The 23,039-nt window shown below is 44.9% G+C and carries 15 protein-coding genes, 1 pseudogene and 1 other annotated feature; of the genes and pseudogenes, 6 read left to right on the top strand and 10 right to left on the bottom strand.

The genetic code is table 11. The annotated features are described in order from the left end of the window. Positions 1–93 precede the first annotated feature (93 nt). The gene (gene nfo / locus MSG35_RS16840) at positions 94–1,002 is read right to left on the bottom strand and encodes a deoxyribonuclease IV (RefSeq protein WP_248384592.1); all 909 of its coding nucleotides are present in this window, start codon (positions 1,000–1,002) and stop codon (positions 94–96) included. Positions 1,003–1,328: 326 nt separating this feature from the next. Between nfo and grcA the strand changes: the two genes are divergently transcribed. Beyond that, positions 1,329–1,706, top strand: a complete 378-nt coding sequence (grcA, locus tag MSG35_RS16835) for an autonomous glycyl radical cofactor GrcA (RefSeq protein ID WP_017059315.1) — start codon at positions 1,329–1,331, stop codon at positions 1,704–1,706. A gap of 154 nt (positions 1,707–1,860) precedes the next feature. Here the strand turns inward: grcA and MSG35_RS16830 are convergent, their stop codons facing one another. The 4 genes from MSG35_RS16830 to thrA all read right to left on the bottom strand — a co-directional run bounded on the left by MSG35_RS16830 (position 1,861) and on the right by thrA (position 7,413). Next, positions 1,861–2,520, bottom strand: coding sequence for an NAD(P)H-dependent oxidoreductase (locus tag MSG35_RS16830; RefSeq protein ID WP_050648720.1), 660 nt, complete (start codon positions 2,518–2,520; stop codon positions 1,861–1,863). A 176-nt stretch (positions 2,521–2,696) separates the two neighbouring features. After that, positions 2,697–3,983 (bottom strand): threonine synthase, encoded by a 1,287-nt coding sequence (thrC, locus tag MSG35_RS16825; RefSeq protein WP_050635054.1) that lies wholly within the window; start codon positions 3,981–3,983, stop codon positions 2,697–2,699. Next, positions 3,980–4,936: a homoserine kinase gene (gene thrB / locus MSG35_RS16820; RefSeq protein ID WP_248384608.1), complete on the bottom strand. Its 957-nt coding sequence runs from the start codon at positions 4,934–4,936 to the stop codon at positions 3,980–3,982. Before thrB ends, thrC begins: the two co-directional genes overlap by 4 nt. A 17-nt stretch (positions 4,937–4,953) precedes the next feature. Beyond that, on the bottom strand, positions 4,954–7,413 hold the full coding sequence (gene thrA, locus MSG35_RS16815; RefSeq protein ID WP_048606761.1) for a bifunctional aspartate kinase/homoserine dehydrogenase I: 2,460 nt from the start codon (positions 7,411–7,413) through the stop codon (positions 4,954–4,956). Between the two features lie 29 nt (positions 7,414–7,442). Beyond that, positions 7,443–7,561 (bottom strand) — a sequence feature (Thr leader region). A gap of 317 nt (positions 7,562–7,878) precedes the next feature. Between thrA and MSG35_RS16810 the strand changes: the two genes are divergently transcribed. Further along, complete coding sequence (locus MSG35_RS16810; RefSeq protein WP_048662672.1) at positions 7,879–8,337, top strand: hypothetical protein; 459 nt, start codon at positions 7,879–7,881, stop codon at positions 8,335–8,337. 112 nt (positions 8,338–8,449) lie between these two features. On the opposite strand, the gene MSG35_RS16805 is transcribed toward MSG35_RS16810, so the two are convergent. Then, a complete protein-coding gene (locus MSG35_RS16805) occupies positions 8,450–8,935 on the bottom strand; it encodes a putative 4-hydroxy-4-methyl-2-oxoglutarate aldolase (protein WP_248384591.1) in 486 nt (161 codons plus the stop codon). 47 nt (positions 8,936–8,982) lie between these two features. On the opposite strand from MSG35_RS16805, the pseudogene MSG35_RS16800 reads away from it, so the two are divergent. Next, positions 8,983–9,084 (top strand): annotated as a pseudogene (locus MSG35_RS16800) (ribonuclease activity regulator protein RraA); the annotation flags it as partial. 429 nt (positions 9,085–9,513) lie between these two features. Continuing rightward, on the top strand, positions 9,514–10,230 hold the full coding sequence (gene arcA / locus MSG35_RS16795; RefSeq protein ID WP_004741534.1) for a two-component system response regulator ArcA: 717 nt from the start codon (positions 9,514–9,516) through the stop codon (positions 10,228–10,230). 136 nt (positions 10,231–10,366) lie between these two features. Here arcA and MSG35_RS16790 read toward each other — a convergent pair whose 3' ends face one another. The 4 genes from MSG35_RS16790 to MSG35_RS16775 form a co-directional block, all read right to left on the bottom strand. Then, a complete protein-coding gene (locus MSG35_RS16790) occupies positions 10,367–10,810 on the bottom strand; it encodes a hypothetical protein (RefSeq protein ID WP_017070077.1) in 444 nt (147 codons plus the stop codon). 7 nt (positions 10,811–10,817) lie between these two features. Continuing rightward, the gene (arcB, locus tag MSG35_RS16785) at positions 10,818–13,187 is read right to left on the bottom strand and encodes an aerobic respiration two-component sensor histidine kinase ArcB (RefSeq protein WP_052880103.1); all 2,370 of its coding nucleotides are present in this window, start codon (positions 13,185–13,187) and stop codon (positions 10,818–10,820) included. A 174-nt stretch (positions 13,188–13,361) separates the two neighbouring features. Then, positions 13,362–15,113: a diguanylate cyclase gene (locus MSG35_RS16780; protein WP_248384590.1), complete on the bottom strand. Its 1,752-nt coding sequence runs from the start codon at positions 15,111–15,113 to the stop codon at positions 13,362–13,364. A 91-nt stretch (positions 15,114–15,204) separates the two neighbouring features. Then, entirely contained in the window at positions 15,205–16,158 is a 954-nt protein-coding gene (locus MSG35_RS16775; RefSeq protein WP_017059306.1) for a TIGR01212 family radical SAM protein, read from the bottom strand. Positions 16,159–16,688: 530 nt separating this feature from the next. On the opposite strand from MSG35_RS16775, the gene gltB reads away from it, so the two are divergent. Both gltB and MSG35_RS16765 read left to right on the top strand, forming a co-directional pair. Continuing rightward, positions 16,689–21,236, top strand: a complete 4,548-nt coding sequence (gene gltB / locus MSG35_RS16770; RefSeq protein WP_248384589.1) for a glutamate synthase large subunit — start codon at positions 16,689–16,691, stop codon at positions 21,234–21,236. Further along, positions 21,236–22,705 carry a glutamate synthase subunit beta gene (locus MSG35_RS16765; protein ID WP_248384588.1) on the top strand — a complete coding sequence of 490 codons (1,470 nt, stop codon included), beginning with the start codon at positions 21,236–21,238 and terminating at the stop codon, positions 22,703–22,705. The genes gltB and MSG35_RS16765 overlap by 1 nt, the downstream gene beginning before the upstream one ends. Positions 22,706–23,039 lie beyond the last annotated feature (334 nt).

Raw genomic sequence — 23,039 nt, 5'->3', positions numbered from 1 at the left:
CTAAGACATCGTGAACTACATATTCACTTTAATACTATGAAAGAAAGGTGCCAATTTTTAGAAATAGACGGAAATAAATTTTCCCCTCTATTATTACGCTTCTTCGCTCGCTAGCGTTGCTGAGCGATGAAACATTCTAAGTTGTTGAATTTCCTCTTTCCAGATGGTCGAATCAATGGTTTCCAAGATGAGAGGGATACCATTAAAGCGAGAATCAGAGGCAATATACTCAAAACAATCCCAGCCAATTTCGCCTTTTCCTAAAGAATGGTGTCGATCGACTCGGCTCGCGAACTCAGCTTTTGAATCATTGATGTGCATTGCTCTTAGATAGTGCATACCCACGATGCGGTCGAACTCAGCAAAAGTATGCTCACACGCCTCTTTTGTACGTAAGTCATAGCCAGCAGTAAACGTATGGCAGGTGTCTAAGCACACACCAACACGTGACTTATCTTCTACCTGTTCGATAATCTCTGCTAGATGTTCAAACTTCCAACCCAGATTAGTGCCCTGCCCAGACGTATTCTCGATCACTGCGATTACGTCAGGTACCGCTTGATGAGCTAGGTTGATGGATTCAGCGATCTTCGCCAAACATTCGCTTTCTGAGATTTTCTTTAAATGACTCCCAGGATGAAAATTCAAGAGCGTTAATCCAAGTTGATTACAACGCTCCATTTCATCAATAAAAGCCGCGCGTGATTTCTCTAGCTTCTCTTCTTCTGGTGCTCCTAGGTTAATAAGGTAAGAGTCATGAGGAAGAATGTGCTCAGCACCGAAGCCCAACATTTTGCAATTGGCTTTAAAGGCACTAATGGTTTTCGCTTCTAGCGGTTTTGTCGCCCACTGTCTCTGGTTCTTGGTAAACAGCGCAAACGCATTAGCACCAATTTCACGTGCACGCATAGGCGCCTGATCAACACCACCAGCAGCCGACACATGAGCGCCAATAAACTTAATATTTGTTTCCGGTTTTGAGGATGAATTATTGTTTGTCATTAAATCACTTTACACTTTCAGAATGCTTAATAAATAAAGGGTCGTATCGGTTGTAGTTCAATAAAAACACAACAAATGTAGTAAACTTACAACAAATATGACTGTTAAATATTTTTTATACTTTAAAATATTTTGTAATTACTTTGTTTTCAAAGGTTTTATTGATTTACCTCAATATAATCACCTTTGTAAAAATATGGTTTTTGGTTGTTTTTTGACTTAAATCAATGTTAACCTTACTAATATTAGGTATATATTACCCAGCTCAATAAAAATCGAAAGTTAACACCATAATCAAACCACATTCAGTGGACTAGGAGATAGTTATGATCCAAGGTATTCAAATTACTAAAGCAGCAAACGATGACCTACTAAACTCAATCTGGCTACTAGATAGCGAGAAGAATGAAGCTCGTTGTGTTGTTGCTACTGCAGGTTTCGAAGCTGACCAAGTTATCTCAGCTGCAGACCTAGGCGAGTACGAAAGCCGTGAAGTTGCAATCGAAGCAGCACCACGCATCGAAGGTGGCCAACACCTAAACGTTAACGTTCTTAAGCGTGAAACGCTAGAAGACGCAGTTGCTCACCCAGAGAACTACCCACAGCTAACTATCCGTGTATCGGGTTACGCTGTACGTTTCAACTCTCTAACAACTGAACAGCAACGTGACGTTATCGCACGTACGTTCACTGAGTCTCTATAATCTCAGTAAACTAGAGTGTTAAAGATTTAAAAAGCTTGGTCAGAAATGGCCAAGCTTTTTTAGTTTTTGTCCTAGCAACTTCTTATCGCTTATTGTTCCAACTCAGAACCCGCTCACCTAAAATCAAACAAGCACTGTCACCAATCAAATTTGGTTAAGGCGCGTTTCGTTGAGAAGGATCTTTAGTAAAGGCTTTCGCCAGAGCCGTTGGATCAACATTGTCTCTTTGCAGCGCAGCACCTTGTGCCCACCACATCAACTGGTGGAATGTTCGGTTCATGTATTCATCCCATTGTGCTTGCTCAGACTCTTGAACAACGCCGCCCTCTTCATCAAACACTTCTTGCGCTTTCGGCAAGTGAATCATCGCAGAAACAGGTAAGCAACCTAGCTCTGACAAGAAGGTGCGCATTGAAACGGATGCTCTTGCCCCGCCCCACTGACCGGCAGAATAGGTCACAATCGCACTCGGTTTATATGAAAATAGCGAGCTACCAAAGTGATTGAGAATATTAGCTAGCGCTGGGCTCATCGAATGATTGTATTCCGGGCTAACCATCACATAGCCATCAGCTTTAGCGATCTTGTCGGCTAACTCCGCTAAATGTGCGGGTACTTTTGAACGATGATAGGAAAACTCAGGCTTAAACACATCGCCAAAGTCATAATTCAATGGGTCGATAATCTCGACCGTATGCTCTGAGTGCTGATTCGCAAACAGCTTTTCACACGCCTTGCTGACTCTCATCCCTAATCGCGCAGGTCTTGGCGGTGTGCTCTCACGTACAGAGCCAAGAAAAATCAAAAAATTCATACTATCCCTTTCCGTTTTGATCAGGTTAAAGCAATACACTTACTTAAAGCCATTTAAGCGTAAGAAAACCCTTAAATAAAGCTTACTTTAAAAACACTCAGACAATAAAAAAGGTGAATGATTGCTCATTCACCTTTTCTGATCTATCTAAGTTCTACGTTTACGTTTTTGAAAAATTACGCAGGTTGAACTCGACGAAGCACTGCTTTTAGCGCTTCAAAATCGTTATCAAGATCTTCAGACAACAACTCCATCGCCGCGTGTTTTGCTAGCGGGCCAGGCAGTTCGATATCAGAGCCTAGGATGTCATCAACCACTTCTTTAAATTTCGCTGGGTGTGCTGTACACAGGAACAAGCCAGTTTCGTTCTCTTGCAGCTGCTCTTCCAGTAGACGGTAAGCAATCGCACCATGTGGTTCACATAGGTAACCTTGTGCTTTTAGGTCGCGAACTGAGTCAGCGCTCTGCTCGTCAGATACCTTACCTTTGCCTAGTGTATCTAAGCCCCAACCTTTCAGTTGGCAAAGCTCTTCGATACGAGGCCAGTTGTTTGGTTGGCTTACGTCCATCGCGTTCGATGTTGTCGCAACGGTAGGTTTTGGATCCCATTGGCCTGTTTCTAGGTAACGAGGAACCGTGTCATTTTCATTGGTTGCTGCGATGAAACGCTTAACAGGTAGACCTAGCGCTTTAGCCAATAGACCCGCAGTTAGGTTACCAAAGTTACCACTTGGTACAGAGATAACTAGGTTTTCACGTTGCTCTTTAGTCAGCTGAGAAGCCGCCTCAAAGTAGTAACAGATCTGAGCCATTAAACGGCTGATGTTGATCGAGTTTGCCGAGTTCAGACCGATCTCTTTACGCAGTTCAGCATCATCAAATGAGTCTTTAACTAGCGCCTGACACGCATCAAAATCGCCATCAATCGCCACTGTGTGGATGTTCTTACCAAGCGTACAGAACAGCTTCTCTTGCAGCGGGCTGATCTTGCCTTTCGGGTAAAGAATCACAACATTGATGTCTTCCATACCGTAGAAAGCATGTGCAACTGCCGCACCAGTATCACCTGATGTTGCTGTTAAGATAGTGATTTGGCCACCATCAGAAACGGCTGCTAAAGATTGAGCCATAAAGCGGCCGCCGAAATCTTTAAATGCCAGTGTTGGACCGTGAAAAAGCTCAAGCGCGTAAACGCCGTCTTTTACTTGGTTGATTGGTGCAGGGAATTGGAACGCTGCATCCACCATTTGGTCGATCTGTTCTTTTGGTAGTTCATCACCAATCAATGCTGACAGAATCTTTGAGCTACGAGGGACAAAGTCCTCTGCTAGCAGCGCATCGATATCATCAAACTTTGGCAGTTCAGATGGGAAAAATAGACCTTGATTACGGCCTAAGCCTTGACGAACGGCTTGGCCAAAAGAGACTTGTTCATCATTTTCTTTGATGTTGTACAGTTTCATAACTCACTTCCTGTAACGATCGAACCCTGCTTATCTAGGCGACAAACGTGAACGAATCCTTCTTCATTTTGTACGTAATTTTGTTCTAACCAGCGTGCAACACGCTCGGCGACATCTTGTTCTTTGCAAATGCTAAATAGAGTTGGACCACTACCAGAAATACCAGTAGCCAGAGCCCCAGCTGACAGCGCGTATTTACGAGCACCAGCAAACCCAGGAAGCAGTTTCTCACGATATGGTTCAGCGATCACGTCTTTGATCATCTTCGCAGCCAGTTCAGGTTGACCTGAGTGACATGCGTGGATAAAGCCCGCTAAGTGGCGACCATGAGCAATAATATCCTGACGACGATATTGAGATGGTAGGATCTCTCTCGCTTCAGCCGTTGAAACCTTAATACCCGGATAAGCCATTACCCAGTACCAGTCGTCAAAACACGGCACTTCTTGGCTAATGATGCCTAGCTCTTCAAGCATGAGCTGCACACCACCAAGGTAACATGGCGCAACGTTATCGTAGTGGATACCGCCTGAAATCTTACCTTCCATTTCGCCCATCAGAGCAAGCAGTTCAGTTTCATTCAGTGGCTGACCGTGAAAACGGTTTAGCGCATCCAGTGCCGCGACGATTGAACATGCACTAGAGCCCAAACCTGAACCGATAGGCATGTTCTTTTCTAGCGTCATTTCCAAAGGCTTTAGCGTAACGCCTTTTTTATCAAGCTCTCTCGAGAACACCACCCAGCAGTCGTAAACAATGTTTTCTTTTGCTTCAGTTGGCAGCTTAGAAACAAAGCTGCCTGCTGTTTTAAGTGAGAATGGTTCATCACCGGCTTTAACCATAACTCGGTCACCCAGCAGTGTGCCATCCACTGGAGACACAGCGGCCCCCAGCACATCAAACCCTACACTGACATTACCGATTGATGCAGGAGCATAAACGACAACATCCATATCACTTGAACTCATTCCTAAACTCCTAATTTCCAACCAAGAGTACGCATCACATCAGAGAATACGCCAGCTGCTGTTACTTCAGTACCCGCGCCGTAACCACGCAGTACTAGAGGGATTGGTTGGTAGTAACGGCTGTAGAATGCTAATGCGTTCTCGCCATCTTTAATCTTGAACATTGGATCGTCGCCATCAACAGCTGCAATACGAACCTTACACTTACCTTCAGCGATTTCACCCACATAACGAAGTACTTTGCCTTCTTCTGCTGCGATAGCTGACTGCTCTTTGAAGTAAGCATCCGCTTCTGGCAAGCGAGCCATGAACTCTTCAACCGTACCTGAATCATCAAAACCCGGTGGCAGAGCTTGGTCTACTTCAACATCTTCAAGTTCAAGCGCCATACCAGCTTCACGAGCAAGAATAAGCAGCTTACGCGCCACATCCATACCAGATAGATCATCACGAGGATCCGGTTCAGTGAAACCGTTATCTTTTGCAATATTGGTTGCTTGGCTTAGTGTCATACCTTCATCAAGCTTGCCGAAGATGTAAGACAGTGAACCTGAAAGAATGCCGTTGAACTTCTCAAGTTCATCACCTGCAGAGATAAGGTTCTGTAGGTTTTCGATTACCGGTAGACCAGCACCTACGGTTGTTTCGTACATCAGCTTACGACGTGAGTTGCGCGCAACTTCACGAAGCTGATGGTAGTAAGCCATGCTTGCTGTATTTGCTTTCTTGTTTGGTGTTACCACGTGGAAACCAGCCGCTAGGAAGTCAGCGTACTGCGCCGCAATACCTTCGCTAGACGTACAATCAACCAATACAGGGTTGATGATGTGGTTACGTTGAACCAAAGCCGCTAAGCGAGCTAGGCTGAACTCTTCAGTCGCACTCGACATACGGTCACGCCACTGCTCTAGCGGTAGACCATCGCTGTCTAGCAATAAACCTTTACTGTTTGCTAAACCACATACGCGAATCACGATGCCTTTTTCAGCCAGTTTGCCTTGCTGACGTTGGATTTGGTCAACAAGCTCGCCACCAACACCGCCGACACCAACAACGAATACGTCTAGGAAGTGCTTAGAGTTGAATAGGTTTTCGTGACACGCTTTGATTGCTTCAGAGATTTTGTCTTCAGGGATAACCGCTGAGATAGCGCGCTCTGAAGAACCTTGAGCTATCGCAACAATGTTGACGTTCACTTCAGCTAAAGAAGAGAAGAACTGAGATGCTACGCCACGTGAAGTGCGCATACCGTCACCCACCAGCGTTACAATCGCAACGTCATCCATGAACTCAACCGGCTCTAGCAGGCCATCTTTAAGTTCAAGTTCAAACGCGTCTGACAGCACTTGTTTCGCTTTCACTTTGTCAGCAGATTCAATACAGAAGCTGATGCTGTACTCAGAAGAAGATTGAGTAATAAGGACAATAGAAACGCCAGCAGAAGACATCGCGCCGAATACACGACTCGCCATGCCTACCATGCCCTTCATGCCTGGGCCTGATACGTTAACCATTGTTAGGTCACTTAGCGTGGTGATGCCTTTGATTGCTAGGTTGTCTTCGCCAGTGTCTTGGCCAATCAAAGTACCCGCCCCCTGTGGGTTAAAGCTGTTTTTGATCAGACAAGGAATATGGAATTGTGCGATAGGCGCGATAGTTTTCGGGTGTAGAACCGAAGCGCCAAAGTAAGAAAGCTCCATCGCTTCTTGGTAGCTTAATGACTTAAGAAGACGAGCATCATCCACTAAACGCGGGTCACAGTTGTAAACGCCGTCTACATCTGTCCAGATCTCACAGCAATCAGCACGTAGACACGCTGCTAGCACTGCAGCTGAATAATCAGAGCCGTTACGACCAAGTGTGACTAGCTCACCTTTATCGTTACCAGCCGTAAAGCCCGGCATGATATTTACGTGACCTTTAGGCAGTGGCGACTGACGGAAGTTCTGAGTTGAAACGTCCACATCGACCATAGCTTCAAGGTGATCACCTTTAGCGTATAGGTATTGAACTGGGTCAATCAGGCTTGCTGGTTGGCCTTTCGCTTCAAGTACCGCTTTCATCAACTGAATTGAGATTCGCTCACCTTTACTGATGATGCGAGCATTAACATGATTCGGGCACATACCCAGTAGGTTAATGCCGTTTACGAACTGTTTTAGCTGAGCAAGAGAAGTATCAACCTGCTCTTGGAACGCAGAACCATCAATAGAAGGAACAACGGCTTGAATATCTGCAAACAGTGCAGCGAATGAGGATTCAATCTCTGTAATCTGTGCGTCTGCTTCACCATTTTTAAGTGCAGCTTCAATTACAGCGACCAACTTATTGGTTGTTTTTCCTGGAGCCGATAGTACAACGGCTAGCTCTTCTTGCTGGGCATTATTAGCGATGATATCAGCCGCTCGTAAAAAACGATCTGCATCAGCTAATGATGAACCTCCAAACTTTAAAACGCGCATCCCTTTCTCCATAAGTCATAAAAATGGTACAAAAAAAGGCCTGTATCTTGTTGGATACAGGCCTTTTTTTTAAAATCCGTTACTTAGCAGCCTGCCCCAACAATGTTAATGTCGGTAATAATAATGGTTGTGGTCATTACTAGGTGGCTTACGTGCTGCATATCAAATTCTCTGCTTGTGCTTTACTCTACGTGTATCAATTTTTACCACTGGACGTCAATGAAAAGTTGCGTTTTTTTTACATTCACACCGTTTTTCAGAGCAAACCGTCATTTAAGGGATAAAACACCCTGTATAAACCTTCACTTAAGATGCTGGATTTACTCATTGAACAGGCAAGAGTGATCAGGTGCATATATAGTCATAACAAAATGCTATATCGATTGTGCAGCGAACGTACAAGTTCTGTGCTTTAATTGAACGATAACGTTCGAAGAACAATAATAATGACATCAGGAGTGGGAAATGAAGAGATTACTTATTCTTTTGGCTTTTGCTATGCCTGTTGTTTGTTCAGCGAATAGCTTGCCTCTACTACCTAGCCAGATCGATCGTTCTTCTCATAAATTCTTTATCTCCACACAAAACGCGTCGAGTGAAAGCTTCGATACTTGGAAGATAGACAGTGGCTACTCTTACAGCTTGTTTTCAGATGTGGATCTTTACGTCGGTACACGTATCAATAGTGCGGCACTGAAACAGGAAAGTGGATTCTTAAGCGGTGTCAGTTATCAGTTCTCAGAAAGAGTCTCTTTCAACAGTTCTCTGCACACCTATAAAGACGAAACCGAAGACAATGAGAAATCGGTAGCCGCAGAGGTTTCCAGCCGAGTGCAACTGACAGATAACCTAGATTTGCATGCCACCCTTGATTATGAAGAGTGGCAGCAAGGTGTTGAAGTGGGATTAGGGTTTCGCTTTTAGTCTCTTTGGCTTGTTCTTTATTTACTAACTAGATCGGTTTGAACTACAAGCATTCAGCACATCACAAACCATTCCCCGCTCTAATCTATCAACGGCATTAAATTTGAGTCAGTTACGATTCAATTAACAACTCAGATGAAATTAACACACCATTCCAATCGGCATAAATATAGTCACCAGGCTGAATCAGTTGGTTATGTATAGAGAGCGTCACATTTACTTGGCCGACACCGCGTTTCTCTGTTTTGAATGGCGATGCACCTAACGCTTGAACGCCAAGGTCCATTTGCGACATCATGCCAACATCACGCACCGCACCGTTTACAATCACGCCTTCCCAACCGTTTTCTATCGCGAGAATAGCGAGTTGATCGCCAAGCAGCGCCTTCTGGCATGAGCCATTTCCGTCAACGACAAGCACTTTGCCACAGCCATCGGTCTCTAAAACCTCGCGAACCTTGGAATTATCGTGATAACAACGAACTGTTACAATTTTTCCAAAGAACGCACCACGTTGACCGAAGTTCTGTAATGGTAGGTTAAGTAATGTGACTTTGCTTTCAAACTCATCACACAAGTCGGGTGTTATATCGTGCATATATCCTCCGTGAGTAAGGCGTTACCTGTTAAGTCAGGCGAACCTCTATGCTTTTATATGTTATTAAAATTAATCCTTTGTTTTCATTGTTCTATGCTCAATTTATTACTCAATAAAAGTTGATTGAGCATATTTATCTACTAGACTCTTAAGACAGCTTTCAGCTTCCTTGGTTCATAATCCGGTCTTTAGCAGGCAAGATGTGAGAAGCATCTCGAATAATCATTCTTGTTTTGGTGCTAAATAGTCACCATAACATTGGTTAAGTTGTAGCCATACTATTAAAGTTTGTTGCGATACGGCAATTGATGTAAATCAACAAAGTGAATGGAATTAACATTCTCGCGTTGTTAGCATGCTGTTAACATTATAGAATCCACTCCAATCACTAAAAGAATGATTGAAAGGCGTACTGGATCTACGTTATTGGGCAATACTTCAAGGAAGGCAGATAGCTGGAAGTAAGTGTTTTTTTGAAAACTTTAAGTTATCATCAAAAATACATTACCTGTATGTTATGTTTTTGCCTAGAATTTATTCTATTAGCACAGTTTCGTCACAAATTTAGGTACCGCCAAATGCAAACCCCGCAGATTCTTATCGTTGAAGATGAGCAAGTAACTCGTAACACTCTAAAGAGTATTTTTGAAGCAGAGGGATATGCTGTTTTTGAGGCTAGCGACGGTGAAGAGATGCACCAAGTGCTATCTGACAACCAAGTTAACCTTGTAATTATGGACATCAACCTTCCAGGTAAGAATGGTCTACTACTTGCGCGTGAACTACGTGAGCAAGCAAACGTAGCGCTTATGTTCTTAACTGGTCGTGATAATGAAGTTGATAAGATCCTTGGCCTAGAGATCGGCGCTGATGACTACATCACTAAGCCTTTCAACCCTCGTGAACTGACTATCCGTGCACGCAACCTTCTGAACCGTTCAATGAGCACAAGCTCTGTTCAAGAAGAGAAGCGTAGCGTTGAGAAGTACGAGTTCAACGGTTGGGTACTAGATATCAACAGTCGTTCTCTGGTTAGCCCAGATGGCGAAGGCTACAAGCTACCTCGTTCAGAGTTCCGTGCTCTACTTCACTTCTGTGAGAACCCAGGTAAGATCCAAACACGTGCTGACCTTCTTAAGAAGATGACAGGCCGTGAGCTTAAGCCACACGATCGTACTGTAGACGTAACAATCCGTCGTATTCGTAAGCACTTTGAATCTGTTTCTGGTACGCCAGAAATCATTGCAACGATTCACGGTGAAGGCTACCGCTTTTGTGGTGATCTAGAAGACTAATTCGATTCGCGCTTCTGACCATTTAGCACTACTCACCAGTAAGTACTTTGAACATTAGAAGCGTCATCAATAGTTATTAAAAAGGGAGAATGCCAACGCATTCTCCCTTTTTTATTGTTCTTAATTGGATAAGGTTTTAATAAACCGTATCCACCTTAACGTCTTTCTCTACTAGCCACTTCACGGTTTCGCCATCTTTAAGTTCCACCGCCACATCAACAGGCTTATCACTGTCGATTTCTAACTGCCATACAAACGCGACTTCCCATTGAGTTTCACTGTGTGTTCTTAAATCAAGATCGTCAGCCGTTACCAACAAGGTGTCTGCACCCTGTTTAACCGTAACACTCTCAACCGCAAGCGTTGCTGGCAGTTGTGAGTCTGACTCTAGGTAGATAGAACCATGCAGGGTCTTATCTTGAGTCTCGCCAATCGTTGGCATCTTGTTGTGCCAAAGGTTGCTTTTCATGGTAACTGTTGCTGCAGATACTTCGACTTGATTATCTTGCTGCCATTCTACTTGTGGCGTAGAACAACCCGCTAATGCCACTACACATGCGGCGAATGCTAATTTTTTCATTATTCTTCTACCTTTGGTTTAACCAACTCTTTAAGACTTCAATGTCATTCTGGTATTCGTTATTTATCTCATCAACCCAATCTGAAATGTTCTCCCACCACGCAGGCATATCTGGAGATTGAGCTTTCTGGGCAACTTGTTGGATGCGTTTCAGGCCAATAGAACCTGCTGCACCTTTAATCTTATGTGCTTCAGAAACGATACTGGCTTTATCTTTCGCGACCATGTTGGAGTTCAATATTTCCATATACTCCGGCATCATATCTTCGAACATCGCGATGCTATCCAAAACCGGTTTAGGTCCAACAATATCAACATAAGACTCTAGCATATCAATATCAAGCAAAGTGGTATCAATTGCTGAAAGAACAGGCTTACTCGCGTCGACTTTATCAATGCTCTCAACCTTATCCGTGCCCGCTACCTTCTCAATTACCTCTGGTGCATCTTCGATAAGTTCACTGATGACATCTTGGATAGCTCGAACCGACAAAGGTTTACTGATCGCTTCGTCCATGCCTTTCTGGAAGTACTCTTGCTTGTTGTTTAATACGTTCGCAGTTAACGCCACCAAAGGCGGTAGCTGGCTGTATTTCTCGCGGTAGTATTGAGCAATATCGAAACCCGTCATATCTGGCAGTTGGATATCCAACAACACCAAATCATAGTCTTCAGGATTGAAAGCAATTTGCGCCTCTTTACCCGTCATCACGACGGTCACTTCATGGCCAAGGCTTTCAAGTAGAGAGCGAGCCACTGTGATATTGAGTTCAATGTCTTCGACCATAAAGATCTTAAGATTCGACTGTTTTCTTGGCGTTTTGATCAGAGCCTGAGTATCGTGATTCACTGGAACTCGAATCGAAACCGTAAAGGTACTGCCAAAGCCCTCTTCACTGGTGACTTCAATGTGGCCATCCATCATATTGATTAGCTGTTGAGAGACAGCAAGACCAATACCCGTGCCGACAGCGTGCAAGTTGTCCGTGCCCGATTTCACCTGATAGTACATCGCGAAAATCTTCTCGATTTCACTTTCAGGAATACCAATACCAGTATCTTCCACTTCCATTGTAATGTTGGCAAAGTCACCATCAATGTCGGCGCTGACTGTCATCACCACTCCACCATCTTTGGTGAACTTCATCGCGTTACTAACAAGGTTCCACAGTACCTGTCGAAGACGAGTACCATCCACCTCAACAGCAGCAGGAAGATCAGACAACCTTTCTAGATCGAACCTTAACCCTTTCTGCTCTGCCATCAATGCAGAGATACTTTCGATCTCGACAACGAAATCTTCAAAGTTGATAGGCGTTGGGAAGAGCTCAAGCTTACGGCGGTCGAACTTATCCATGTCGATAATATCGTTGAAAATATTACCCAATGTCACCGCGCTCACCTTGATGGTCTGCATCTGTTTACGCTGCTCAGTGGTCAGTTGGCTATCAAGCAGCATGCGACTTAAACCAATAATGCCATTGAGCGGCGTTCTTAACTCGTGGCTAATGGTTGAGATAAAGGTGGTCTTATCGCGGCTGGCTTTTTCTAGATACTCTTGGTGCTCTTTGCGCTCAGTGATATCGCGGCCGAAACCGACTAAACCTAAGTGGCGGCCATCTTTGCTGTAGAAAGGGACTTTACGCAGTTCGAAATAACTCTTGCGGCCATCTGGGTATTCAAGCCATTGGTCATAAGTCAGTGCTTGGTTGTCAGCAAATACTTTCTTATCGGTTTCAACAACTTGCTGAGCGACCTCTTTGCTGTAAACATCCCAAGGCGTTAAACCAACTAGCTCTTTTTCTGTTTTACCAGTGAGCTCTTCAACCGCACGGTTACAACCAGAGAACACACCATCTTCATTACGGTAGTAAATAAGGTCAGGCGAGGCATCGATAAACGAGCGTAACAGTGCAGTACGTTCTGCGAGTTCAAGCTGAGTACGCTCGCGCTGGAACACCTCGTTTTCGAGATCTTGCATTGCTTCTGCGCGCGCTTCTTCCGCTTTTTCACGCTCTTCAATTTCTTGATTAAGCTTCTCAATATTGAGCTGCATTTTATTGTTGAGTTCTTGGTCTCGCTCACGCATGTCGCCAAGTTTAGAGACCAATTTCGCTAACCTTTGACGTGATTCTTCCAACTGGTCCACGACTACTGACAGAAAATAAACCGCCCAAGGCGTGATCACTAAACCGAAGAAAACTGAACGGACAATGTCGATGTCATCAACATTGCCTTTGAGTGCGAGGGTGATACCGACTTGCACAACAACAGCGAGGGCAACAAGCGCTAGGGCGAGTAAGATAGAAAAGCGGACAATCCCCAGTTTTACGAGTAGATCCACGTAATACTGGGCAAGATTTTTCATGGGTTTCATTTAGCGCTCCATGCGATAAGACTAGCAACATTCTACCCTGTTTGAAGATGGGAGGTAAGCTAGCTACATCACACGCAGCAAGTGTTCAGCGGTAATTTCGAAGGTTAATTAACCAATACAAATACTAACTAAGCAAAAATAGCCGGGGATAATCAAATTGCCAATTTTATAGCGTTAGCGAATTGAGTATGGATGCACCATTGAACGGTTGCGACCGTCTGATTTCGCTTGATACAACGCACTATCAGCCAAGGCAACAGCCGATTCCATTTCATCATCAGGTGTAGGAATGTAAGAGATAATACCAATACTCACCGTGATGAATTCAGAGACTGTCGACTTCTCATGCGCAAGTTCCAATTTTAGGACTTCGTCATGAATACGCTGCGCCACCAGCTGAGCACCTTCGGTCGTTGTATTTGGCAGAATAAAGCCGAACTCTTCACCACCATAACGAGCCACACAATCAGATGAACGATTCAACACCTGCTTAAATGCCTGAGAAACCTGAATCAAAGCATCATCGCCTTGTTGGTGTCCGTAAAAGTCGTTGTAGCCTTTAAAGAAGTCGATATCACATAGCATGATCGTCAGTGGCAGCTTCTCACGCACATGATAATGCCACAGTGTAGAGAGCTGTTCATCGAAACGACGTCGGTTAGAAACTTTAGTCAAGCTATCCATAAAGCTGAGGCGTTCAAGTTCAAGGTTGGCTTCTTCAAGCTTTTGTTCTGCTAGATAACGCTCTGTAATATCACGCGCCATGATCAACACACCATTAGTGCTCGATGCTGGATCTCTAAACGGTGATTTGACTACATCATACCAAGTAAATGCTCCATCACTTGAGACCACTTTGTCGATATAACGCAGCGATTTACTTTGATGAAGCACTTGATGATCGGTTTCTGATATTCGCGTATAGATGCTATGTGGCACCACATCTTGTAAACGTTTACCGATCAAGTCACTGACTTCAGAGATACCCAGCGCAGCCACAAATGGTTTATTACACGCTTGATAAACCATGTTTTCATTAAAGATACCAATCGAGTCTGGGCTGGCCTCCAGAATGTTTTGCAAGATGGTGTCACGCTGCGCAAGTGCCACTTCGGTATCTTTTCGCTTCTCCATTTCGCCACGCAGCTTCTGCTGCATGTCATGCCAATCGGTCACATCATGGCTAATAGAGAGCGTGCCGATGGTTGATCCGTCTTGTGAGAGCAAGACACTTTGGTAGGTTTCAAGCAAGCAGCTTTTTCCATCTTGATCTGTAGTCCAAGAGCGTTCACTTACACGACCTTTTAATACTCCACCAGAAACACTCAGGGTGCCCTCTTCAGCACGACCATGCCAAAACTTTTTAAACGAGCGATTACTCGTCACTAACTGACCTTTCTGATCTTTCACGTAGATCAGCTCAGACAAAGAATCCAAAGCGGTACGAGCAACATTCAGTTCTCGAACTTCTTGGGACAGTTCTTCGTTAGTGTTTTTATAAGGTGAGGCGTGAATCATCCAAGCCTGCTTATTTCTAAAATGGATCTTACGACCGACTAGGTTGATCTTGAACGACTCAAATTCAGAAAGCGCCCACAGGGAGACCTGCTCGAAGGCTCGAGAGTTGATGTGGTTGGTTAAGTAGTGACGAAAGCTGTTCTCACTTTCCACAGTAGGAAAGCGAAAATTAACACCGATTTGGCGGATACCAAGCAACTGCATGGCTTGGCGATTGGCATAGAGTATTTCGCCACTTCGAACATCAACAAAGTAGAGTGGCGACGGGGTAGCAAGTAGAAGCGTTTCGATATGCGACTGATAACGAGAATAGAGATGCCAGCAGATGAGAGCAATCAGCAATACAACAACGATATAAATACCGTAGCCATACGCCCTGTCCCACAACCAAGTCATTACCAGTTCCATTTACTCTCAATCTATACCATAAAATCTGTGAGGGAAATGTTACCACTATTTATTGGTTTTATCTGCTGTTACCTACAGTCACCCATTTCTATTAATTGGCCGCGTTTAAAACAGGCAACGTGTACTCGAATGCAGAGCCCGTTTTGATGCCTTGAGCACCGGTTTTATCCAACGAACGACCTATTTCAGTCATCGCTAACCAGCGGTTCTCACACCATAAAGGAGAAAGTAACGTTGGGCGTCTCGCCGCTGAAGAAACACGGTGATAAACCACGTCCGCAGGCGTGCGTTGAATGATCTCACTCGCGATATCGATGTACTCTTCGAGGCTTGGGGCTTCTAGCTTTCCTGCCTTCCACGCCTTAGCCATGGTACTGCCCTCTACTATATGAAGGCCGTGCAGCTTAATACCATCGGTGCCAACGGCTAATACCTTGTCTAAGGTTTCAAGGTTATCCGCTTTGGTTTCTTTTGGTAGGCCAACAATCAGATGAGTACACACCTTGATACCTAAAGCGCGTGCGCGTTGGGTGATCGTTTCATACACTGCAAAATCGTGGCCGCGGTTAATTCGCTTGAGGGTTTTATCATTGGCGGTTTGCAGGCCAAGCTCGAGCCAAATCTCATAGCCTTGTTTAACGTAGCCCGCTAACAGATCCAACACCGCATCAGGCACACAGTCTGGTCGCGTACCAACACAAAGGCCGACGATCTCTGCACCGGGTGCTTTTAGCGCCTCTTCATACATATTCTTGAGCACTTGCACCTCAGCATAAGTGCTGGTGTACGCCTGAAAGTAAGCCAGGTACTTCTTGGCACGAGCAATCTCACCCGCACGATCTTTTAGCTGGTCAGCAATACTTTGAATTTGAGTTTGTTCATCGGCAAAGGAAGCCACGTTACAAAACGTGCAACCTCCACGGCCAATTGTCCCGTCTCGGTTTGGGCAGCTGAAACCACCATGAAGCGTCAGCTTGTGAACCTTCTCGCCATAGCGGCGTTGAAGGTCTTGGCCGATAGTATTGACCAATTCGTGTAATTGCATATTTTCAAAGCACTCAAGTAAATAAGAATGAATATCAGTCTTTTTTTGAAAAAAAATTACATCCCTGCAAAATTCGACCAATTAGTTTACTCAAGGCTTTTTGCGAGCAACCTAACAAATATCAATAAACATGCAAAAAATCGGCTCTATTTGCCTAATGTTGCACATTTGCTAGGCATTAAATTCAAAATAAAACGAAAAAAATGGTCTACATGGGTCAACTTTCATTGCAATTCGCCTAGACAAAATTGTAGGATACTTACACATATTGGCTATTTTTGAGTATTTACTTACAACGAAAACTTGCTAATAAGTCGGTGATATCTAACTCCCACCTATATAAACCACTAGTTTGTGGTTAAAAATAAACAGGTATCACTAAGGATTGTTTTTCTCGCAATACTTTTCCTGCGAGATACGGAAAGGATTCAAACCGCCAGCATAGGCAGGTTTAGACCCATAAATATAAAAGGACAAGGCTGACTTTATACAAATAAGTTGCGCCTAGATTTAACTGGAAGGATGTATCTATGGTAGATCAAGAGCAGAACTCACAGGGTCTGTATACTCCTGAATTGGAGCATGACGCTTGTGGTATCGGTTTTGTTGCGCATCTAAAGAATCGCAAATCTCATGATGTAGTAACTCAAGCACTCGATATGCTTGCACGTATGGAACACCGTGGCGGCCAAGGCTGCGATCCGTGTTCTGGTGATGGTGCAGGTATCCTGCTACAGAAGCCGCACGAATTCTTACTAGAAGAAGCCGTAAAGCTTGGAATTAAACTGCCATCTTTTGAAAAATATGGTGTTGGTGTTGTACTTTTCCCTAAAGATGAATACAAACGTGCACAGTGTCGTGACATTCTAGAACGCAATGCACAACGCCTTGAGTTAGAAGTTATCGGCTACCGTGAACTTCCAACTGACAATTCAATGATTGGTGCTGACCCATTAAGCACTGAACCTCAATTTGAACACGTATTTATTTCTGGCGGCCCTGGTATCACACCAGAAGAGCTTGAGCGTAAACTGTATGTTCTACGTAACTACACCGTTCGTGTATGCCTAGAAAGCGTTTCAAATATCGGTGATGACTTCTACATCAACTCTATGTCTTACAAGACATTGGTGTACAAAGGCCAGCTAACAACTGAACAAGTTCCTCAGTACTTCCTAGACCTGCAAAACCCAACTATGGTGACAGCTCTAGCACTTGTACACTCTCGCTTCTCTACCAATACATTCCCTCGTTGGCGTCTAGCTCAGCCTTTCCGTTACATCGCGCATAATGGCGAAATCAATACGGTTCGCGGCAACCTGAACTGGATGAAAGCACGTGAAGCAATCCTAGAATCGGATCTGTTTACACAAGCTGAAATCGACATGCTGCTTCCTATCTGTCAAGAAGGTAGCTCAGACTCATCAAACTTCGATATGGCGCTTGAGCTACTTGTTCTTTCAGGTCGTACTCTGCCACATGCGTTGATGATGATGATCCCGGAAGCATGGCAAGAAAACAAAAACATGGATCCAACTCGTCGTGCGTTCTACCAGTACCACGCGAACGTAATGGAACCATGGGATGGCCCAGCGTCAGTATGTTTCACCGATGGTGTTCAAGTTGGTGCAACTCTTGACCGTAACGGTCTGCGTCCTTCTCGCTACACAGTAACTAAAGACGACTTCCTAGTGATGGCGTCAGAGTCTGGTGTTGTTGAGATCGCACCTGAAAACGTTGAATATCGTGGTCGTCTACAACCAGGTCGTATCTTCGTTGCTGACCTTGAGCAAGGCCGCATCATTTCTGATGAAGAAGTGAAAGACAGCATTGCTAAAGCACAACCTTACGAAAAGTGGGTTGAAGAGAACCTTCTGAGCTTGAAAAAGCTACCAGATGCGAGCAACGAATTTAGCCAACCTTCTCCAGAGAAACTACTACACAAACAACAATCGTTTGGCGTGAGCTCTGAAGAAGTAAACGAAATCATTCTACCTCTTGCGAAAACAGGCTACGAGCCACTTTCTGCAATGGGTGCTGACTGGCCGCTAGCGATTCTTTCTCACCAATCGCAGCACCTTTCAAACTACTTCAAACAGTTGTTTGCACAAGTAACCAACCCGCCGATCGACCCGATTCGTGAGCGCATGGTTATGTCTCTGAACACTTACCTAGGTAAGGATCAGAACCTACTTGCTGAAACACCTGAGCACTGTCAAAAAGTAGAGCTTGAGTCTCCAGTACTGTCTAACTCTGAGTTAGAAAAACTGCGTGCAATCGATAACGAGCACCTTCAAGCGAAGACGCTGGACATCGTATTCCAAGCAAATGGCGACCAAGGTAAGTTAGAGCGCGCACTTAAGCGTATCTGCCAATACGCAGAAGACGCAGTGATTGATGGTTACTCTATCATCCTACTGACAGACCGTGCGGTTAACTCTAACCACGCTGCTATTCCAGCAATGCTGGCTGTTGGCGCGGTTCACCACCACCTAATCCGTAAAGGCCTACGTGCTAAGTGTGACATCGTTGTTGAAACCGGCGACGCTCGTGAGACACACCACTTTGCAACGCTTATCGGTTACGGTGCGAACGCAGTTAACCCATACCTAGTTATTGAAACGATTGTTGAACTGCAACGTACGAAGAAACTAGATCCAAACGTACACCCACGTGAGTTATTCGATAACTACCGTAAAGGTGTTAACGGCGGTCTACTTAAGATCTTCTCTAAGATGGGGATCTCTACGCTACAGTCTTACCACGGTGCACAAATCTTTGAAGCACTTGGTGTTAGCAAATCAGTGGTTGAAAAATACTTCACAGGTACTGTTTCTCGTATCCAAGGTCTAACGATCGACGATATCGCGCGAGAAGTATTGGTTCGTCACCGTGTTGGCTACCCAGCTCGTGAAATCCCAGCTCAGATCCTTGATGTTGGTGGTGTTTACCAGTGGAAACAACGTGGCGAGAAGCACCTATTCAACCCTGAAACGATTTCTCTACTTCAAGAATCGACGCGTAACAAAGATTACGGTCAGTTCAAGAAGTACGCAAAAGCAGTTGATGACCAAGGCGACAACGCAGCAACGCTACGTAGCCAACTGGACTTTATCAAGAACCCTGCAGGCTCTATTCCTCTAGCAGAAGTAGAACCAATCGAGAACATCCTTAAGCGTTTCGCAACCGGCGCAATGAGCTTTGGTTCAATCTCGCATGAGGCTCACTCAACACTGGCTGTTGCGATGAACCGCATTGGTGCGAAATCAAACTCAGGTGAAGGTGGTGAAGATCCAGCACGTTTCGAACGCAAAGAAAACGGCGACTGGGAACGTTCAGCAATCAAACAGGTGGCTTCTGGTCGCTTTGGTGTAACGTCTTACTACCTATCTAACGCTGATGAGCTACAAATCAAGATGGCTCAAGGTGCGAAACCGGGCGAAGGTGGTCAACTACCTGGTGATAAGGTTGATGACTGGATCGGCGCAACGCGTCACTCGACTCCGGGCGTAGGTCTTATCTCGCCACCGCCACACCACGATATCTACTCAATCGAAGATTTGGCTCAGCTGATCTACGATCTGAAAAACGCGAACCGTAATGGCCGTGTAAACGTGAAGCTAGTATCAGAAGCTGGCGTAGGTACGATTGCATCTGGTGTAGCGAAAGCGAAAGCTGACGTAGTACTTATCGCAGGTTTTGATGGTGGTACGGGTGCATCTCCGATGTCTTCTATCCGTCACACAGGTCTGCCTTGGGAGCTGGGTCTAGCGGAAACTCACCAAACACTACTGAAAAACGGCCTACGTAACCGTATCGTTGTTCAGTCTGATGGTCAGATGAAAACACCACGTGACCTTGCAGTAGCAACGTTACTTGGCGCTGAAGAATGGGGCGTAGCAACAGCAGCTCTAGTGGTTGAAGGCTGTATCATGATGCGTAAGTGTCACAAGAATACATGTCCTGTTGGTATCGCAACACAGAACAAGACCCTGCGTGAACGTTTCGACGGCCGCGTAGAAGACGTAGTCACTTTCTTCCAATACATGGCTGAAGGTCTGCGTGAAGTAATGGCTGAACTTGGCTTCCGCTCTATCGATGAGATGGTGGGTCAATCGCACAAACTTAAAGTTCGTGATGACATCGGTCACTGGAAGTACAAGAACCTAGACCTAACACCTGTACTGCATATTGAGCAGGCACGTGAAGAAGATGGTATCTACAACCAGACACAACAAAACCACAACCTAGAAGACGTTCTAGACCGCAAGTTGATTCAAGCGGCGATTCCAGCTCTTGAGAAAGGTGAAGCCGTGAATGCGAGCTTCCCTATCATCAACACGGACCGCTCTGCAGGTACCATGCTGTCGAACGAAATCTCGAAGGTTTATAAAGACCAAGGTTTACCACAACCAATGAACGTTAAGTTCCACGGTAGTGCTGGCCAATCTTTCGGTGCGTTCCTGGCGAAAGGCGTTAAGTTCGAAGTAGAAGGCGACGCGAACGATTACTGGGGTAAAGGTCTGTCTGGCGGTACGTTGGTACTGTACCCAGATGCGAAATCGACTATCGTTGCTGAAGACAACATCGTGGTAGGTAACGTATGTTTCTACGGCGCGACTTCAGGTGAATCTTTCATTCGCGGTATGGCTGGAGAACGTTTCTGTGTTCGTAACTCTGGTGCGAAGGTTGTTGTTGAAGGCGTTGGTGACCACGGTTGTGAATACATGACTGGCGGCGCGGCAATTATCCTTGGCTCAACAGGTCGTAACTTTGCTGCTGGTATGAGTGGCGGTGTGGCTTATGTTTGGGATAAAGCGGGTGACTTCGAAACCAAGCTTAACTCTGAACTTGTAGACCTAGATCCAATTGAACAAGAAGATAAAGTTCTTCTACTAGATATGCTAACTAAGCATGTTGAATTCACAGGAAGTGAAGTTGCTCAGTCTTTCCTAGACAACTTTGAAGCAAGTGTTGCATCGCTAGTTAAAGTAATGCCACGCGACTACAAAGCGGTTCTTGAAAAGCGTAAAGCTGAAGCACAACAGGCACAAACGGAAGAAGTGGAGGCAGTATAATGGGTAAGCCTACTGGATTTTTAGAACACGGTCGTGAGCTTCCAAAGAAGCTCGACCCGTCAGTTCGAATTGAAGACAACAAAGAGTTCGTACTTAACGAAGAGTTTGGTGAAAAGATCAATACTCAAGCCTCTCGCTGTATGGACTGTGGCGTACCTTTCTGTCACAACGGCTGTCCGATTGGTAACATCATCCCAGAATTCAATGACGCTGTTTATCGCGACAGCTGGGAAGAGGCTTGGAACATTCTTAGCTCTACCAATAACTTCCCTGAGTTTACAGGTCGTGTTTGTCCTGCTCCTTGTGAAAGTGCCTGTGTTCTTGGCATCAACCAAGACCCAATCACTATCTGTAATATCGAGAAAACGATTGTAGAAACTGCGTACCGTGAAGGGTACGCAAAGCCTAAAACACCACGCTCTCGCACAGGGAAAACTGTCGCAGTTATCGGTTCAGGCCCTGCAGGTCTAGCCGCTGCTGAGCAACTAAACAGTGCAGGTCACTCTGTGACGGTATTTGAACGTGATGAGAAAGTGGGTGGTCTACTTCGCTTCGGTATCCCAGATTTCAAACTGGGTATGGACGTGATTGATCGTAAGATCAACCTAATGGCTGAAGCTGGCGTTGAATTTAAAGTTAACCAACACATCGGTGTTGATGTTAATGCTCAACAGTTACGCCAAGAGTTTGATGTGGTATTGCTAACGGGTGGTTCTACGGTTCCACGCGACTTACCAATCCCAGGTCGTGAGCTTAAAGGCGTTCATTTTGCCATGGAATTCCTTGGTCAAAATAATCGCCGTGCCAACGACTTAGATCTTAAGACAGAAGAGCTTCACGCTAAAGATAAGCACATTGTGGTTATCGGTGGTGGTGATACAGGCTCTGACTGTGTAGGCACATCAAACCGTCATAAAGCAGCAAGCATTACTCAGGTTGAGATCATGCCGATCCCGCCAGAGAAGCGCCCTGCAAACATGCCTTGGCCTCAATACCCAATGATCATGAAAACCACTACTTCACATGAAGAAGGTTGTGAGCGTCACTGGAACATCTTAACCAAAGAGTTCATCGGTAACGAGCAAGGTCAAGTGACGGGTCTACGTATTGCTGACATCGTTTGGCAAGATGCGAAACCAGGTGAGCGTCCAGGCTTTGATGAAGTCGTGAACTCTGAACGTGTTATTCCTTGTGACATGGCATTCCTAGCAATGGGCTTCTTACACCCAGAGCCAACTGGTGTGCTTGCTCAACTAGACATTAAACTGGACGAGCGCGGTAACGTCGCTTCTGAAGGTTTTGCAACGAACCAGAAAGGTGTTTTCGCTGCTGGTGATATGCGTACTGGTCAATCTCTAGTTGTACGTTGTATTAATGAAGGTCGTGAATGTGCAATTGCCATTGATGACTTCTTAATGGGTAACTCAAACTTAGAAGCGAAAGCTGATTCACTCATGCTTTCCGCATAATATTTCTCAGGCTAACGTCGATGACGTTAGCCTAGAGGAAAAGCAACACCCTTCCTAACTTTTATATTTGGCTAGCACTCGATGCTAGCCTTTTTTCTATCTGGCATTTGTCGTTTTCAAAATCATCCTGTTGTATATGTTAAATCTCGTTAACATCAACCTTATATATCTCATTGATATCCATCGACTATTTTAGATTATTAAGTGGCTAATCGCGTTTATGCATGATAATTAACCATGAACTTGACCTTAAACACAATTAGCTATACGTTGTAAAGCTGGTGAAAATAAAATCAATCGGTTTTGTTAACGCAACCAATAACGTTTTAACTGG

This window comes from Vibrio sp. 1CM23M (genome assembly GCF_023161755.1).
GTDB classification, from domain to species: domain Bacteria; phylum Pseudomonadota; class Gammaproteobacteria; order Enterobacterales; family Vibrionaceae; genus Vibrio; species Vibrio coralliirubri.
The sequence above is the reverse complement of the archived record's forward strand: the minus strand, read 5'-3'. Positions and strand labels throughout refer to the sequence as shown.

Coding starts and splice junctions, on each gene's coding strand:
- nfo (WP_248384592.1), bottom strand. CDS start 1,002: ATGACAAACAATAATTCATCCTCAAAACCGGAAACAAATATTAAGTTT.
- grcA (WP_017059315.1), top strand. CDS start 1,329: ATGATCCAAGGTATTCAAATTACTAAAGCAGCAAACGATGACCTACTA.
- MSG35_RS16830 (WP_050648720.1), bottom strand. CDS start 2,520: ATGAATTTTTTGATTTTTCTTGGCTCTGTACGTGAGAGCACACCGCCA.
- thrC (WP_050635054.1), bottom strand. CDS start 3,983: ATGAAACTGTACAACATCAAAGAAAATGATGAACAAGTCTCTTTTGGC.
- thrB (WP_248384608.1), bottom strand. CDS start 4,936: ATGGATGTTGTCGTTTATGCTCCTGCATCAATCGGTAATGTCAGTGTA.
- thrA (WP_048606761.1), bottom strand. CDS start 7,413: ATGCGCGTTTTAAAGTTTGGAGGTTCATCATTAGCTGATGCAGATCGT.
- MSG35_RS16810 (WP_048662672.1), top strand. CDS start 7,879: ATGAAGAGATTACTTATTCTTTTGGCTTTTGCTATGCCTGTTGTTTGT.
- MSG35_RS16805 (WP_248384591.1), bottom strand. CDS start 8,935: ATGCACGATATAACACCCGACTTGTGTGATGAGTTTGAAAGCAAAGTC.
- arcA (WP_004741534.1), top strand. CDS start 9,514: ATGCAAACCCCGCAGATTCTTATCGTTGAAGATGAGCAAGTAACTCGT.
- MSG35_RS16790 (WP_017070077.1), bottom strand. CDS start 10,810: ATGAAAAAATTAGCATTCGCCGCATGTGTAGTGGCATTAGCGGGTTGT.
- arcB (WP_052880103.1), bottom strand. CDS start 13,187: ATGAAACCCATGAAAAATCTTGCCCAGTATTACGTGGATCTACTCGTA.
- MSG35_RS16780 (WP_248384590.1), bottom strand. CDS start 15,113: ATGGAACTGGTAATGACTTGGTTGTGGGACAGGGCGTATGGCTACGGT.
- MSG35_RS16775 (WP_017059306.1), bottom strand. CDS start 16,158: ATGCAATTACACGAATTGGTCAATACTATCGGCCAAGACCTTCAACGC.
- gltB (WP_248384589.1), top strand. CDS start 16,689: ATGGTAGATCAAGAGCAGAACTCACAGGGTCTGTATACTCCTGAATTG.
- MSG35_RS16765 (WP_248384588.1), top strand. CDS start 21,236: ATGGGTAAGCCTACTGGATTTTTAGAACACGGTCGTGAGCTTCCAAAG.